Genomic DNA, 15466 nt, shown 5'->3' with positions numbered 1-15466 from the left:
TATTAATAAAGAGATAAGTTAATAATTATATTAATAACTTACCTATAAAATAAATTAACATAATAAAATAAAATTAAAAGACACTTAGAAAAGTTAGTAAAATAACTAAAATCAATGGTTTAAGTTAAATTGAATTTATTGTAAAATTAGAAATTTGCAAATGGAAAAATTAATTATGCAAAAAATGACTTGAAAAGTATTGAAAATATAGTTATAATGAATAAAAAAGAAATATTAATTCAAAAATATTTATTAGCCAGTAATTTTTGAAATATATAATAATATTTTTAAAAAGGGCAATTATATAAAAGTATTTATAATTAATTTAGGAGGGATTGAAATTGGAAAATTTAAATAGCTTAATATTAAGCATTAACGATTTTATATGGACATATATATTAATAGCTATGTTAGTAACACTTGGAATTTACTTTAGTGTTAAGACTAAGTTTGTACAATTTAGATATTTTAAAGAAATGTTTAAGCTTTTAGGAGAAGGTGCATCTAAGGAAAATAAAAAAGAAGGACAGGTATCGTCGTTTCAAGCATTTTGTATAAGTACTTCATCTAGAGTTGGAACAGGTAACATTGCAGGGATTGCTATGGCTGTTGTAGTTGGAGGACCTGGTGCTATATTTTGGATGTGGATAACAGCATTAATAGGTTCTGCATCAAGTTTTGTTGAAAGTACATTAGCACAGATATTTAAGATAAAAGACAAAGATGGATTTAGAGGTGGACCTGCTTATTATATAGAACAAGGGCTAAACAAAAAATGGATGGGAATATTATTCTCTATTCTAATAACTATATGTTTTGGATTTGTATTTAATGCTGTTCAAGCTAATACAGTTTCACTTGCATTTAATTCAGCATTTGGAATTGATAGATTAACTATAGGGATAATAATTACAATACTTACAGCAATAGTTATATTTGGAGGAGTTCATAGAATAGCTAAAGTATCTGAGATAATAGTTCCAATATTTGCAGGACTTTATATATTAGTAGCATTATTTGTAGTTGTAATAAATATAGGTGAAATACCAAATGTACTTAAGCTTATAGTTGAAAATGCCTTTAATTTTAGAGAAATGTCAGTAGGTACGACAGCAGGAATAATACTTACTGGAGTAAAAAGAGGACTATTCTCAAATGAAGCTGGTATGGGTAGTGCACCAAATGCAGCAGCAACTGCAGATACATCACATCCTGTTAAACAAGGATTAATACAAACACTTGGAGTATTTACAGATACTATCTTAATTTGTACATGTACAGCATTTATAGTACTTTTATATCCAGGATACTCAACTAGTGGATTAAGTGGAATAGAGTTAACTCAAGCAGCACTATCTTCTCATATAGGAAGTTTTGCACATATATTTATAGCTTTATGTATATTCTTATTTGCTTTTAGTTCAATAGTAGGTAACTATTACTATGGAGAATCAAATATAGAGTTTATGAATAGCAATAAAACTGTTTTAAATATATTTAGAGTGTTAGTTGTATGTATGGTTTTATTTGGTTCAGTAGTTCAAGTAGATGTAGTTTGGAATTTAGCAGATGTATTTATGGCCCTTATGGCTATAATAAACTTAATAGCAATAGCTCTTTTAGGAAAATATGCTTTTATAGCACTTGAAGATTATACTAATCAAAAGAAAAATGGAATTAAAAGTCCAGTATTTGATGCATCAAATATAAAAGGACTTGAAAATGTTCAGTGTTGGAACAATACTGAAATAAGAAAAACAAAGAGTATGTAATATTGAATAAATTTAAGTGCCTTTTAATTAAAAGGCACTTTTTTAGTTAAAATCATTAATTTTAATTATAATTCATAGCTTTCTAGGTATCTACAAAAATCATGAAACTCATCTATATTTTTAATTTCTTGTAAGTTTCTAATATCAATAATTACATTACTAGGAATATGCAACATAAACTCCATATCAAATAGCTCACACTCTATAAATCCTTTTTTGTAGTCATATTTATAAGGTATATATTTATTGAAATTTTTTTCAAAATACTTTATTTTAGCATAACATAACTTGTGTATATAAAATAATAAAGCTAGAGTTGAGTGATTTTTAGCAAACTTATTGGAAAAATATTTAACTTTAGGGTATTTCTTATGGTTTGATTCCCAATATAAATCATCATTTAATTGAAGGTTATATTTTTTTAGTAGATTATATTTTTCTTTAGAAAGATATTCGGTTTCTTTTAACATAAATTCCTCCAGTATTAAGAGAATTTAATATATTATTACTACTTAATAATATGAATATTGAAAATTTTAAATACATAATATAAGCTTTTTCTATAATGAAGTTAAATTATATATAGATATTAAATATATAAATTTTGTAGTTACTAAATAGTTAAAATTAAAATCTTGTGGTAAGATAAAGTAAATTAATAGAATTAAAATTAATTAAGATCTAAATACTCCAAAGGATATATTATGCAGTTAGGAGGGTTATAAATGAATATTACACCGTTAGATATATTAAATAGGTATTATGGATATACAAACTTTAGAAAAGGGCAAGAAGATATTATAAATTCTATAATTAATAATAACGATGTTCTTGCTATAATGCCAACAGGAGGAGGTAAATCCATATGTTATCAAATACCTGCCATGGTACTAGAGGGAATAACTATAGTTGTATCTCCTCTTATATCACTTATGAAAGACCAAGTAGATACACTAAAGGTTATGGGAATAGAAGCTGAGTACATAAATAGTTCTCTTTCAAATAGTGAATATGAAAAAGTACTTAACAATATAAAAAATGATAAATGCAAAATATTATATGTAGCACCAGAAAGGTTAGATAGTTCTGATTTTTTAACAGTAATATATGATAAAGTTGTATGTCAAGTTGCAATAGATGAGGCACACTGTGTATCACAATGGGGACATGATTTTAGAGTAAGTTATAAAAAAATACCATATTTTATAAATAACTTAAGAAATAGACCAATAGTAACGGCTTTTACAGCTACAGCAAGTGATGAAGTTAGAAAAGATATAGTAGAAGTACTTAATTTAAATAATCCAAAAGTATTTATATCAGGGTTTGATAGAGAAAATTTATCTATAAATATAATTAAATCCCCTGCTAAAAATAAATACTTATTAGATTATGTTAAAAATCATGAAAATGAATGTGGGATAATATATGCATCAACTAGAAAAGAAGTAGAAAATATACATGATGGACTTTTAAAAAGAGGTTATTTAGTATCTAAATATCATGCAGGTCTTAGTAATGAAACAAGAAAAGAAAATCAAGAAAAGTTTATAAATGATGATATTAAGATAATGGTAGCAACAAATGCTTTTGGTATGGGAATAGATAAACCAAATATAAGATGGGTAATTCATTATAATATGCCACAAAGTATAGAAAACTACTATCAAGAAATAGGTAGAGCAGGAAGAGATGGCGAAGAAAGTGAGTGTATATTATTATTTGCTCCACAAGATGTTCATACGCAAAAATATTTAGTGGAAGCGTCCATAGAAAATCCTCAAAGAAAGATAGCTAAATATACTAAACTTCAGCAAATGGTAGATTTAATATATACTAGTGATTGCTATAGAAAATGTATACTAGATTATTTTGGAGAAACTATGGAAGATGAATGCAATAACTGTAGCAACTGTTTAAATGATGGAGAGGTAGTAGATAAGACACTAGATGCTATGATGGTAATATCTTGTATTGCTAGAATGAAAAGAAGCTATGGAATAACCATGATAGTCGATGTTCTTAGGGGTTCTAAAAATAAAAAAGTATTAGAATTAGAATTTGATAAATTATCAACTTATGGTCTTATGAAAAAGTACTCTAGTGAAGATTTAAAAAACTTTATAAATACATTAGTATCACATGGATTTTTAGATATAGTAGAAAATTTAGGACATAGAGGAACATTTCCAACTATAAAATTAAATGAACAATCAATGAGAGTTATAAAAAAGGAAATAAAAGTTGAATTAAAAGAAGCTAAAGCAAGTAAGTCTAAGTATGTAGAAAATGAATTATACGAAGAATTAGTAAGCTTAAGAAGTAATATAGCAAGAGAAGAATCTATAGCTCCATATATGGTATTTGGAGATGCAACTCTTAAAGGTATGGCAAGTATTTATGCTACATCAAAAGAAGAAATGCTTAGTGTATCTGGTATAGGCGAAGTAAAGTATGAAAAGTATGGTTCTAGATTTAAAGATGTAATAGAATCATATATAAATAGAAACAATATTGATAAACAAAAAGTATTAGATAATAATACAAATAAAAAAGACAACACAAAAATTAAAGATGAATATTTTGAAGTTACTACAGATAAAGATCTATATAATATTTTAGATGATTTAAGAAAAGATATAGCAAAAAAGGAAAAGACTATACCTTATATGGTAATTAGCAAAAATTCTTTAAAAGAAATAAGTGGGAGGTATCCAACTACTAAAGAACAATTAAAAGATATAGGTGGTATGGGTCCAGTTAAAATAAATAGATACGGTGAAAGTATATTAGATGTAGTAAATTCATATATAAATGAAAAAAATATAAGACCAGAGTGGGAAGATAAAAAAAGACTTAAGCTTATAATAGATGGAGAAAATAGAAAAAATAATGAAATAGCCCTAGATTTATTGAATCAAGGGAATGATATAAAATATGTATGTGAAGAAATAGAAACATCTCTTTCTACAGTTTTAGGATATATATATGATTATATAAAAGAAGGAAATTGCATAAACTTTAATATAGATTTAGAGAGTATGTATGAACAAAAAGATAAAGCAATGATATTAGATGCATGTGAAAGGTTTTCTGAAGATAAGATAAGTGTAATAAAAAAGTCACTACCAGATTATATAAAGTATGAAAATATCAGAGCTGTAATACTTGAAAAATATATATAAAATATTGAATAAAAAATAGCTTGATGCTAAAAAGTATCAAGCTATTTTTTATGTTAAATTAAATTTTATGTAACTTAATGAATATTTTGGAAATAATCTAAAATATGTAAAAAATTAACTTTAAAATATTGAAATAAAAATATTATTATGCTAAGATATTGATACCTGGTATTAAAACTTAAAGTAATAACTTAGATATAAAAGAAGAGTTAAAAAGTTGGAGGAAAAATGAATAATATAAAAATAATATGTGATAGCTTATCGGATATACCTAAAGAATTTATTGATAAATATGATATAGAAGTAGTACCACTTAGCATAATTTTTAATGGTAGAGAATATATAGATGGAGTAGATCTAACTGAAGATGAATTTTATAAAATGCTAAGGGAAAATGAAAGTTTACCAAAAACATCTCAAGTTACGTATATGTCATTTAAAAATGCATTTGAAAAATACATAGATAAATATGAAGAGATTTTGTATATAGGAGGATCATCTAACGCATCTGGTACATATCAAAGTGCTGTTATGGCTAAAAATGATATAGAAAACAAAAATATACACACATTTGATACATTATCATTATCTATAGGAAGTACATGCTTAGTACTTAGTGCAGCTAAGTTAGCTAAAGAAGGCAAAAGTATAGAAGAGATAATAAAACATCTGACAAATTTAAAAAGTAACTTATCTGTTTTATTTACAGTAGAAACGCTAGAGTATTTGCAAAAGGGTGGTAGAATGTCTTTAGCTAAGGCTACAATAGGAAATATGTTAAATATAAAGCCAATACTTCGCTTAGATGAAGGATTAGTTAAACATTTTTCACAAGCGAGAGGTAAAAAACAAGTAATAAACAATATAGTAGAAATTATAAAAGAACAACAAGGTGAAGATTTAACTAATAAGACTATAATAATTGGTTATGGAGATAATGAAGGAGATTTAAAAATATTAAAAAATAATTTATGTGAAAATCTAAAAGTAAAAGACATTGTTGTTGTAAATATAGGAAGCTGCATATGTGCACATACAGGACCTGGAGTGCTTGGAATTGCATGTTGTGATATATAATAATGAAGATAAACTATAAAAGTTATATAATTTAATTTTTATAGTTTATTTTTTTATTTAAAAACATAAATTAACGTATATTGCTTTAGTATTTACATTTAAAAATTCTAAATTTATCTAAAATTTTAATTATTATAAATATACAAAAACATAATATAAAAAATAAATATTATGTTATAATGGAATCTGTGTGAATTTAAGGGGGGTGTATTATGAACATTGATAGAATTTTAGATTTTTCATCCAATGCAGGAAGACTTATGCTTCAAAGTGGAGGAGAAACGTATAGAGTAGAGGAAACTATATCAAGGATCTGTCAGTCTTTTGATGTAGATGAAGTAGAAGTATTTGCAACACCTACAGCGGTAATGGTTTCTATATTTCTTAATGGTAAGATATATTCAGTAGTTAAAAGGATTAACTCAAGAGGTGTAAATTTAAATAGAGTTCATAATATAAATTCTCTTTCGAGAAAGATATATCATGATAAGTTAAGCATAGATGAATGTGAACTAGAACTAGAAAAAATATGTAAGGATGATATGTATAAGGATAATATAGTATTATTATTTTCAGGTATATCAACAGCTATGTTTACATTATTGTTTGGTGGTAATTTTAATGCTATTTTAGGATCTTTTATAATTGGTATCATAATAAAATATATATATAACAAATTAAGAAAATCATCATTAAATGAATTTTTTATAAATAGTTTATGTGGAGGAGTAGTAGCTATATTTTCTGTATTAATGTATGATATTGGTTTTATACATGAGATAGATAAAATAATAGCTGGAAGTATAATGCTTTTAGTTCCAGGCCTTGCACTTACAAATTCTATAAGAGATATTATGCAAGGAGAATTAATATCAGGGCTTACTAAGGTCGCAGAAGCTTTATTAATAGGTGTATCTATTGCAGTTGGCACAGGATTTGTAATAAGTATGTATCTTCAGATGGGAGGGATGTAGTATGATTATAGAATCAATAGCATCTTTTTTTATAGGAATAGGATTTGGAATTATATTTAATATAAAAGGAAAGCGACTAATAGTAGCAGGAATAGGTGGAGGCATAGCTTGGTTTTCATACAAATTTTCTCTACATTGTATAGGATCAGATGTAATATCATATTTTATATCTGCTATATGCTTTAGTATATACTGCGAAATATGTGCAAGAATATATAAAACACCAGCTACAACATTAAGTGTATGTTGCCTTATTCCTTTGGTTCCAGGATATGGAGTATATAATACAATGTATCAGTTTATAGTAGGAGATTATATGAAGGCTATAGAATATGGGGTAAATACATTAGCAATATCTGGTGCATTAGCATTAGGTATAATATTTGTATCTACTATATTTAGAAATATAAAGCTAGGAAAGTTTATAGGAAAAAGTACTAAAAATAAAAATAACTCTAGTATAAAATCAGGAGAAAATAATTTAGAAATAGTTTAAAGAATACCGATAATTTTTATCGGTATTTTTTTATATTAAAATAGTAAAGTTTATAGAATAAAATAAGGCAATAATATATACTCATTAGTAATAGGAAAATATTTTAGTATAAAATAAGATGGAGGATATATATGTTAATATTAACTACAGAATGTATACCAGGTAAGAATATTATAGAAGTTAAGGGATTAGTAAAAGGAAGTACAATTAGAGCAAAGCATATAGGAAAAGATATAGGTGCAAGTTTTAAGCAATTAGTTGGTGGAGAACTTACAGGATACGATGAGATGTTAGCAGAAGCTAGAAAAATAGCAATAGCTAGAATGGTAGAAGATGCTAAAGCACAAGGTGCTAATGCAATAATTGGATTTAGATTAACATCAGCAGCAGTTATGCAAGGAGCTGCCGAAATGTTAGCATATGGTACTGGAGTTGTTATTGATGAGTAATATAGGGCTCATAATAGCTTTAATACTTGCTGTAGGAACACCACTTGTTATTATAGTTGGAAGTATAGTACTTATTATAGTTAAAATAATAGAAAGAAAAAAAGAAAAGAAAAATGAAGATTTTGATAAATATGATAAATATTAAACTAGAAAGTATAGCGATACTAATACGTGTGGCTATACTTTTTTGTATGAAAATTAAAGCTTTTAATAAAAATTATTATATTTAATAATTACGAATTATAATATATAAAAAAATATAAATGTATTGTATAATACTATTAATAAAAAAATTTACATTGATAAATGTTTGGAGGATTGGACGAAATATGATAGTAGTAAGAGGTGCAGGAGATTTAGCCAGTGGAGTAATACATAGATTAAATAGATGTGGGTTTGATGTGGTTTGTTTGGAAGTTGAAAAACCATTAGCAATAAGAAGAAATGTAAGTTTTAGTGAGGCTGTTTATGAAGGAGAATTTAGTGTTGAAGGTGTTTGTGCAAAGCTTTGTAATAGTATAGATGAGATAAAAAAGACTATAAAAGATAATAATGTAGCTTTAGTTGTTGATGAAAAAGGAGAGTATATAAAGTATTTAAAACCAGATATAGTAATAGATTGTATTTTAGCTAAAAAAAATTTAGGGACAAATAAAGATATGGCTAAACTTACTATTGCATTAGGCCCAGGATTTTGTGCGGGTAAAGATGTAGATATAGTAATTGAGACTATGAGAGGTCATAATTTAGGAAAAATCATAAATAGTGGATATGCTCTAAAAAATACTGCTACCCCAGGAGTTATAAATGGTGTAGGAAAAGAAAGAGTCGGGTATGCGAAAGAAAGTGGTATTATAGAAAATATAGCTAGTATAGGAAGTATAGTAAAAAAAGACGAGGTACTAGCTTATATAATAAATAAAGAAAATGAAAAAATTGATGTAAAAGCAAATATAGATGGGGTTTTAAGAGGAATTATAAGAAATAAGTCTAATATAGTAAAAGGATTAAAAATACTAGATATAGATCCAAGAATTGAAGAAGTTAATAATTGTTATACAATATCAGATAAAGCTAGATGTATAGCTGGAAGTGTTTTAGAGGAAGTTGTAAGATTTTATAATAAATAGTCAAAAGCTAGATAGGAGAATTAATTATGGATGAGATGATATTAGACAGAGTAAGTAAAGAAGTTAAATGTGGAAATAGGGTAGCTTTTGCAACTATAACTGAAGTAAAAGGTTCTAGTCCAGGAAAAGTAGGTGCTACACTAGCGTATTTTAATGATAAAAGTATACTAGGAACTGTAGGTGGAGGAATATTAGAACATGAAGTAATAACTGAATGTGAAAAAGCATTAGATAGTGGATTTGATAGAGCTTTTAAACATGCTTTAGATGAAAATTCTAAAGATACTCCTATGCAGTGTGGAGGAATGGTTTGTGGTTTTATAAAAGTATTTAAACCAAGACCAAGACTTTTAATAGTTGGAGGAGGACATGTAGGTTATAATATATATAAAATTGCAAATACATTAGACTTTTATAAAATAATAGTAGATGACAGAGTAGAATTTGCAAACAAAGAAAGATTTGAAAGTGCAGATGAAGTATATGCTGGAAATATAGATAATATATTAAATGATATAAATATAGATGAAAACACATACGTAATAATTGCAACCAGAGGATATGAAAAAGATTTAGAGGCATTAAGAGAAATAATAAAGAAAAATCCTTCTTATATAGGCATGATAGGAAGTAAGAAAAAATGGAATACCTTAAAAGAAGAACTTTTAAAAGAAGGTGTAGAAAAAGAATTATTAGATAATGTATATGCACCTGTAGGTCTTAATATATCGTCAAATGATGTTTCAGAAATAGCCTTTGGTATAATGGCTGAATTATTACTAGTAAAAAACAAAGGGGAATTATCACATAGAAAACATACTAAATAATATAAAATTGGGAGGTAAATATGTTTAAAGTAGCTATAGTAACACTTAGTGATAAAGGATATATAGGAAAAAGAGAAGATATAACGGGAAAAAAGCTAAAAGAGTATATAGAAGAAAGTAATGAATACAAAGTAGTACATTATAATCTGCTAAAAGATGATAAGGATATGTTAAAAGAAGAGCTTATAAATATTTGTGATAATAATATAGCAGATTTAGTGCTTACTAATGGGGGAACTGGTTTTTCTAAAAGAGACACAACGCCAGAAGCTACAAAAGAAGTTTTAGAAAGGGAAATTCCAGGTATAAGTGAATATATGAGATTAAAATCTAGTGAAATAACTAAAAAAGCGATACTTAGTAGAGGAGTAAGTGGTATAAGAAACAATTCTATTATAATTAACTTACCAGGAAGCCCTAAAGGTGCAATAGAAAATTTAGGATTTGTATTAGATGTATTACCCCATGGAATAGAAATATTAAAAGGTGAGGCAACAGAATGTGCCACTACAACTAAAAATAGTATATAATTAGTTATATAAAATAGGCAAAAAAGAGGGTAGCTAGTTATGATTGATAAATATGGAAGAAATATAAATTATGCACGTATTTCTTTAACTGAAAAATGCAATCTAAGATGTGTTTATTGTATGCCAGATGATGTAAGCTTTAATGAATACGAAAATACACTTAGTTTAAATGATTATAAATTTATTATAAATGGATTATCACAAGTAGGAATAACAAAAATTAGATTTACAGGAGGAGAACCTTTATTATATGAAGGTTTATCAGAAATTATAAGATACACTTATGAAGAATGTAATATAAAAGATGTAGCTATAACTACTAATGGGATAGGCCTTTATGATATGGCATATGAATTATATGAAAGTGGCCTTAGAACTGTAAATATAAGTCTAGATTCATTAAAAGAATATAAATATAAAAGTATTACTAGAAATGGAGATATAAAAGAAGTATTAAAATCCATATCTAGATGCTTAGAACTTGGAATGAAAGTTAAAATAAATTGTGTACTTATAAATGGATTTAATGAAAATGAAATAACAGATTTTATACTTATGACAAAATTTAATAATATTGATGTAAGATTTATTGAACTTATGCCTTTAGGAGAGGCTAGTAAAATATATAGAAATGGATATGTTAATATACAAGATATAATAAGTCAAATAGATGGACTATATAAAATAGAAAGTAGTGAAAATTCTACTGCTAAATACTATAAATTAGAAGACTCAATGGGAAGGGTTGGAGTAATAACTCCTATGTCATGTTCGTTTTGTAGTGAGTGTAATAGAATAAGAATAACTCAAAATGGAACAATTAAATTATGTCTTCATTCAGAAGGAGAGTATGATATAAAATACTACTTAAATAAGCCATTAATTTTTAGAGAAGTATTAAAAGAAATAATATTAGACAAACCAGAAAGACACTACTTAAATGAAAATAAAGTTAGTGATACTAAAAGGAGTATGTATCAAATAGGAGGATAATATGCTAACTCATATAAATGAAAAGGGATATGCAAAAATGGTTGATGTAGGAGATAAAGAAAATACAAAAAGAACTGCAACTGCAAAAGCTAGCATATTAGTAAGTGAAGAAATAATAGATAAGATATTAAATGGACAAGTTAAAAAAGGTGATGTATTATCAGTAGCGCAAGTTGCAGGCATAATGGGTGCTAAAAATACACCAATGAATATTCCTATGTGTCATCAGATAAATTTAGTAGGTTGTGATTTAGATTTTAATATAGATGAAAAAGAGAATATAATAAATATATATGCAACATGTAAATCAGTTGGAAAAACTGGTGTTGAAATGGAAGCTGTAAGTGCAGTAACAATAGCAGCACTTACAATATATGATATGTGCAAAGCTATAGATAAAAAAATGGTAATAAAGGATGTACATCTACTAGAAAAAAGTGGCGGTAAGTCTGGAAATTTTAAATTTTAAAAAAGGATGGGGAGTATGGCTAAGATCGTATCTATAAATATAAGTGAAAAAAAAGGTGTAGTAAAAGTACCTGTAGATAAAGCTACTTTAAAAATAAATCATGGAATAGTTAATGATGCACATGCAGGAAATTGGCATAGACAAATATCGTTACTAGCAAAAGAAAGTATAGATAAAATGAGAGAAAGAGGATTTGATCATTTAAAATTTGGTGATTTTGCAGAAAATATAACAACAGAAGGAATAAATGTATACAAACTTCCTGTAGGAACTAGATTAACTCTAGGTGAATGTGAAGTAGAAGTAACTCAAATAGGTAAAAAATGCCATGGAGGATGTGAAATAAAAAGAACTACAGGTGACTGCGTTATGCCTAGAGAAGGTATATTTGTAAAAGTTATAAGTGAAGGAACTATAAATATAGGTGATGAAGTAAAAATATTAAAAGAGAGTATGGTTTAAGCCATACTCTTTTCTTCTTTATAGTTAAACTCTAACATTTTATATTCCATTTTATTTTTTATATGGTCAGCTAATATACTAGATTTTAACTTAGTATTTTCTATATGTTTATATATAGGGTCTAAAAATTCAACCTCTATAGATTTTGAGTGAATTTTACCGATAGGTTCATAGCCATCATAAATACCTTGAGAGTTTTTTATAACTAAAGGAACTATAGGACAATTTGCCTTATAAGCTATTTTTAAAGCACCACTTCTAAAAGTTGATACTAAAGAATTAGGTTCTTTTACCCAAGTTAAATCACCCTCTGGGAATACTGCCATACTGTGTCCTAAGGTTATATTTTTAGATGCTTGTATAATACTTTTTATGCCTTCTCTATTATTTTTTCTATTTATGTATACACATTTTATAAGTTTAGTCCAATCTTTTAAAATAGGAATATTTCTCCAAATAGGCTCATCTGCTATAACACACCCAATAGGTCTATCTACACTAGAAATTAGTATAAAACTATCTAACATACTAGAATGATTTACAACAAATAAAACTGGCTCATTGGGGATTTTTTCTTTTCCTAAAATATTTACATCTATATCAACTAACTTTAGTGATTTTAGAGCATGTGATTTTAATACATCAAATTGTTCATTTGATGTATATTTATCAGGATTATTTTTATATTTGAGCAATTTAGGTAAAGTTCCTAGAAATCCAATTAACTGATAAATTGCAAATTTTATATAATTAAACAAAACTTTCATCTCCTTAAATATTATAATTAAAGATTTTAGCATAAAATTATTATAAACTCAAAACAAAAAATATGTTCAATTAGTAATAAAAAAAGTATGTATAAAATATAGATTAAGTATAAGTTTTTATATTACATAAAAATTATATTCCCTTAAAGTATTTTAATAAACATAATTTTGGAAATATGTAATTAAAAATTTTAAGAAAATATAGTAGTAAGGAGTATTTATATGGGGAAAAGTATAAAAAGAGTATATGATGAAAAGCTTTTAAGAGTAAAAGTCTTATCTCATAATGGAGATAAAATTCATATAAAATTACCCGTAAACTTTGTAAAAAAAATGATACAAAATAATGCACTAGACTTTTTTAATGATTTAGATGATATAATCGATGGTAAAAAACTTATAAGCTTAGTTACAAGAGCATTAGATGAAAATATAAGTGGTGAAGTTGCACACCTAGAAAGAAAGAATGGAGATATTATAAAAATAATATTAGATTAACACTAAGAATTTCTTAGTGTTTTATTTTTTTATAAAAAATAATATAGCAATAAAAGAATAAATATAATAAATAAAAAAGTTAGAAATAATACTATGAGTCGACAAGGATATGTACGAAATAGTAAAAAGAATTAATTAAAATTAAAAATCAAACAATATTATACCCATTTTTACTAAAAATAATGAAAAAAATATAAAAAAATATAAAAAATGTAAAAAAATTCATAACAAATTTACAAATAAAGTATATAATATATATAAGAATTATTTTGAGAATAAGAACTTTAAATTATATATTGTATAAGAAATAAAAATGGGAGGTTAAAAATGTTAGATAGAAAAGTGGCAGTAGCAGTTTGTGCTACTACAGTAGGACTAGCTATGGGGACTACAGGTGCGTTTGCAGATGGAAAAACAGGAACTGTAACAGTTAGTACATTAAATATAAGAAGTGGACCTAGTACAAGTTACTCAATAGTAACAAAAGTTCATCAAGGAGATAAACTTGAAATATTAGAAAGCTCAAATGGATGGCATAAAGTAAAACTATCAAATGGAAAAATAGGATGGGGAAGTGGAAACTATATAAGTGTATCTGGATCTAGCAGTAACAATAGTTCAAACCAAGTTACAGGAAAGATGGGTACAATAACAACTGCAGCTTTAAATATAAGAAGCGGTGCATCTACATCTCACTCTATAGTAACTAAAGCTTATCAAGGAGACAAAGTAAAGATATTAGATAGCTCAAATGGATGGCATAAAGTGCAACTTTCAAATGGAAAATCAGGATGGGGTCATGGTGGATACATAAGCCTATCTGATTCAAATGCAGGTTCAGGAAATAATGCAAATAACGGTGGAGAAACTTCTACACCAGTTACAGGAAAAACAGGAACAATATCAACAGCAGCTTTAAATATAAGAAGTGGCCCAAGTACTAGCTATGGAATAATAACTAAGGTATATGAAGGAAATAAGGTAGAAATATTAGAAAAAAGTTCAAATGGATGGTACAAAGTAAAATTATCAAATGGAAAAATAGGATGGGGAAGTGGAAGCTATATAAGCTTATCTGACTCAAGTGCAGGTTCAGGAAATAATGCAAATAATGGTGGAGAAATTTCTACTCCTGTTACAGGTAAAAAAGGAACAATAACAACAGCAGCTTTAAATATAAGAAGTGGCCCAAGCACTAGCTATGGTGTAATAACTAAAGCTTATCAAGGTGATAGAGTAGATATATTAGAAAGCTCAAATGGATGGTATAAAGTAAAATTATCAAATGGAAAAGTAGGATGGGGAAGTTCAAGCTACATAAGCTTATCTAACTCAAATACAGGTTCAGGAAGCAATAGTAGTTCAGACAATGGACAAACATCTCAAAGCAAAGTACAAAAGGTATTAAGCACAGCTATGGCACAACTAGGAAAGCCATATGTATGGGGAGCAGAAGGACCTAATAGCTTTGACTGTTCAGGATTAACTTACTATGTATATAAGCAAGTTGGAATAACATTACCTAGAGTTTCAACAGCTCAATATAGTGTAGGTAGATCTGTAAGTTGGAATAACTTACAACCAGGAGACTTAATGTTCTCTAGTACTGATGGAAGTGGAAGAATAACTCATGTTGGTATATATATAGGTAATGGACAAATGATACATGCTCCAAAACCAGGAGATGTAGTTCAAAAGACTAGTATAAACAATAGTTACTGGAAAAATGCTCACGTAGGAGCTAAGAGAGTTTTATAATAAAAAAAACACCATAGCAAAATTGCTATGGTGTTTTTATTTAAAGTTATAAAAAATAGTTAAATAAAGATATAATAAA

Annotated in this window: 17 protein-coding genes; 15 read left to right on the top strand and 2 right to left on the bottom strand. The window is 26.8% G+C overall.

The genetic code is table 11. From position 1 onward, the window contains the following. Positions 1 to 341: 341 nt before the first annotated feature. The gene (locus ABCP60_RS11145; RefSeq protein ID WP_092924990.1) at positions 342 to 1772 is read left to right on the top strand and encodes an alanine/glycine:cation symporter family protein; all 1431 of its coding nucleotides are present in this window, start codon (positions 342 to 344) and stop codon (positions 1770 to 1772) included. A gap of 65 nt (positions 1773 to 1837) precedes the next feature. Here the strand turns inward: ABCP60_RS11145 and ABCP60_RS11140 are convergent, their stop codons facing one another. Beyond that, positions 1838 to 2242: a hypothetical protein gene (locus ABCP60_RS11140; protein ID WP_243240001.1), complete on the bottom strand. Its 405-nt coding sequence runs from the start codon at positions 2240 to 2242 to the stop codon at positions 1838 to 1840. 255 nt (positions 2243 to 2497) lie between these two features. Here ABCP60_RS11140 and recQ point away from each other — a divergent pair, with 255 nt between their 5' ends. From recQ to ABCP60_RS11080, 12 genes are all read left to right on the top strand, one after another. Beyond that, positions 2498 to 4957 (top strand): DNA helicase RecQ, encoded by a 2460-nt coding sequence (recQ, locus tag ABCP60_RS11135; RefSeq protein WP_092924994.1) that lies wholly within the window; start codon positions 2498 to 2500, stop codon positions 4955 to 4957. 228 nt (positions 4958 to 5185) lie between these two features. Beyond that, entirely contained in the window at positions 5186 to 6034 is an 849-nt protein-coding gene (locus ABCP60_RS11130) for a DegV family protein (protein WP_343101775.1), read from the top strand. A gap of 212 nt (positions 6035 to 6246) precedes the next feature. Beyond that, positions 6247 to 7008, top strand: coding sequence for a threonine/serine exporter family protein (locus ABCP60_RS11125; protein ID WP_343101774.1), 762 nt, complete (start codon positions 6247 to 6249; stop codon positions 7006 to 7008). Position 7009: 1 nt separating this feature from the next. Continuing rightward, positions 7010 to 7504, top strand: coding sequence for a threonine/serine exporter family protein (locus ABCP60_RS11120; protein WP_092925000.1), 495 nt, complete (start codon positions 7010 to 7012; stop codon positions 7502 to 7504). Positions 7505 to 7635: 131 nt separating this feature from the next. Further along, on the top strand, positions 7636 to 7953 hold the full coding sequence (locus ABCP60_RS11115; RefSeq protein WP_092925002.1) for a heavy metal-binding domain-containing protein: 318 nt from the start codon (positions 7636 to 7638) through the stop codon (positions 7951 to 7953). Then, the gene (locus ABCP60_RS11110) at positions 7946 to 8098 is read left to right on the top strand and encodes a hypothetical protein (protein WP_343101773.1); all 153 of its coding nucleotides are present in this window, start codon (positions 7946 to 7948) and stop codon (positions 8096 to 8098) included. Before ABCP60_RS11115 ends, ABCP60_RS11110 begins: the two co-directional genes overlap by 8 nt. A 184-nt stretch (positions 8099 to 8282) precedes the next feature. Then, positions 8283 to 9083: a selenium-dependent molybdenum cofactor biosynthesis protein YqeB gene (gene yqeB / locus ABCP60_RS11105; RefSeq protein WP_343101772.1), complete on the top strand. Its 801-nt coding sequence runs from the start codon at positions 8283 to 8285 to the stop codon at positions 9081 to 9083. Between the two features lie 26 nt (positions 9084 to 9109). Then, the gene (locus ABCP60_RS11100) at positions 9110 to 9910 is read left to right on the top strand and encodes an XdhC/CoxI family protein (protein ID WP_343101771.1); all 801 of its coding nucleotides are present in this window, start codon (positions 9110 to 9112) and stop codon (positions 9908 to 9910) included. Positions 9911 to 9930: 20 nt separating this feature from the next. Next, positions 9931 to 10440 (top strand): MogA/MoaB family molybdenum cofactor biosynthesis protein, encoded by a 510-nt coding sequence (locus tag ABCP60_RS11095; RefSeq protein ID WP_343101770.1) that lies wholly within the window; start codon positions 9931 to 9933, stop codon positions 10438 to 10440. A 39-nt stretch (positions 10441 to 10479) separates the two neighbouring features. Further along, positions 10480 to 11433, top strand: coding sequence for a GTP 3',8-cyclase MoaA (gene moaA, locus ABCP60_RS11090; RefSeq protein WP_343101769.1), 954 nt, complete (start codon positions 10480 to 10482; stop codon positions 11431 to 11433). Position 11434: 1 nt separating this feature from the next. After that, positions 11435 to 11902, top strand: a complete 468-nt coding sequence (gene moaC, locus ABCP60_RS11085) for a cyclic pyranopterin monophosphate synthase MoaC (protein ID WP_343101768.1) — start codon at positions 11435 to 11437, stop codon at positions 11900 to 11902. Positions 11903 to 11917: 15 nt separating this feature from the next. After that, a complete protein-coding gene (locus ABCP60_RS11080) occupies positions 11918 to 12364 on the top strand; it encodes an MOSC domain-containing protein (RefSeq protein WP_176579609.1) in 447 nt (148 codons plus the stop codon). Here ABCP60_RS11080 and ABCP60_RS11075 read toward each other — a convergent pair. After that, positions 12361 to 13122 carry a lysophospholipid acyltransferase family protein gene (locus ABCP60_RS11075; RefSeq protein WP_092925016.1) on the bottom strand — a complete coding sequence of 254 codons (762 nt, stop codon included), beginning with the start codon at positions 13120 to 13122 and terminating at the stop codon, positions 12361 to 12363. The two genes, ABCP60_RS11080 and ABCP60_RS11075, sit on opposite strands and share 4 nt — an antisense overlap. Positions 13123 to 13353: 231 nt before the next feature. Here ABCP60_RS11075 and ABCP60_RS11070 point away from each other — a divergent pair, with 231 nt between their 5' ends. Next, positions 13354 to 13629: a hypothetical protein gene (locus tag ABCP60_RS11070; RefSeq protein ID WP_343101767.1), complete on the top strand. Its 276-nt coding sequence runs from the start codon at positions 13354 to 13356 to the stop codon at positions 13627 to 13629. 327 nt (positions 13630 to 13956) lie between these two features. Beyond that, positions 13957 to 15387, top strand: a complete 1431-nt coding sequence (locus tag ABCP60_RS11065; RefSeq protein ID WP_343101766.1) for an SH3 domain-containing protein — start codon at positions 13957 to 13959, stop codon at positions 15385 to 15387. Positions 15388 to 15466 lie beyond the last annotated feature (79 nt).

It is taken from the genome of Romboutsia sp. MSSM.1001216sp_RTP31141st1_G3_RTP31141_220114 (genome assembly GCF_039031195.1).
Taxonomy (GTDB): Bacteria; Bacillota; Clostridia; order Peptostreptococcales; family Peptostreptococcaceae; genus Romboutsia_C; species Romboutsia_C hominis.
The sequence above is the reverse complement of the archived record's forward strand: the minus strand, read 5'-3'. Positions and strand labels throughout refer to the sequence as shown.

Excerpts from the sequence above, each read along its gene's own strand:
- ABCP60_RS11140 (WP_243240001.1), bottom strand. The coding sequence starts at position 2,242 with ATGTTAAAAGAAACCGAATATCTTTCTAAAGAAAAATATAATCTACTA.
- recQ (WP_092924994.1), top strand. The coding sequence starts at position 2,498 with ATGAATATTACACCGTTAGATATATTAAATAGGTATTATGGATATACA.
- ABCP60_RS11130 (WP_343101775.1), top strand. The coding sequence starts at position 5,186 with ATGAATAATATAAAAATAATATGTGATAGCTTATCGGATATACCTAAA.
- ABCP60_RS11125 (WP_343101774.1), top strand. The coding sequence starts at position 6,247 with ATGAACATTGATAGAATTTTAGATTTTTCATCCAATGCAGGAAGACTT.
- ABCP60_RS11120 (WP_092925000.1), top strand. The coding sequence starts at position 7,010 with ATGATTATAGAATCAATAGCATCTTTTTTTATAGGAATAGGATTTGGA.
- ABCP60_RS11115 (WP_092925002.1), top strand. The coding sequence starts at position 7,636 with ATGTTAATATTAACTACAGAATGTATACCAGGTAAGAATATTATAGAA.
- ABCP60_RS11110 (WP_343101773.1), top strand. The coding sequence starts at position 7,946 with ATGAGTAATATAGGGCTCATAATAGCTTTAATACTTGCTGTAGGAACA.
- yqeB (WP_343101772.1), top strand. The coding sequence starts at position 8,283 with ATGATAGTAGTAAGAGGTGCAGGAGATTTAGCCAGTGGAGTAATACAT.
- ABCP60_RS11100 (WP_343101771.1), top strand. The coding sequence starts at position 9,110 with ATGGATGAGATGATATTAGACAGAGTAAGTAAAGAAGTTAAATGTGGA.
- ABCP60_RS11095 (WP_343101770.1), top strand. The coding sequence starts at position 9,931 with ATGTTTAAAGTAGCTATAGTAACACTTAGTGATAAAGGATATATAGGA.
- moaA (WP_343101769.1), top strand. The coding sequence starts at position 10,480 with ATGATTGATAAATATGGAAGAAATATAAATTATGCACGTATTTCTTTA.
- moaC (WP_343101768.1), top strand. The coding sequence starts at position 11,435 with ATGCTAACTCATATAAATGAAAAGGGATATGCAAAAATGGTTGATGTA.
- ABCP60_RS11080 (WP_176579609.1), top strand. The coding sequence starts at position 11,918 with ATGGCTAAGATCGTATCTATAAATATAAGTGAAAAAAAAGGTGTAGTA.
- ABCP60_RS11070 (WP_343101767.1), top strand. The coding sequence starts at position 13,354 with ATGGGGAAAAGTATAAAAAGAGTATATGATGAAAAGCTTTTAAGAGTA.
- ABCP60_RS11065 (WP_343101766.1), top strand. The coding sequence starts at position 13,957 with ATGTTAGATAGAAAAGTGGCAGTAGCAGTTTGTGCTACTACAGTAGGA.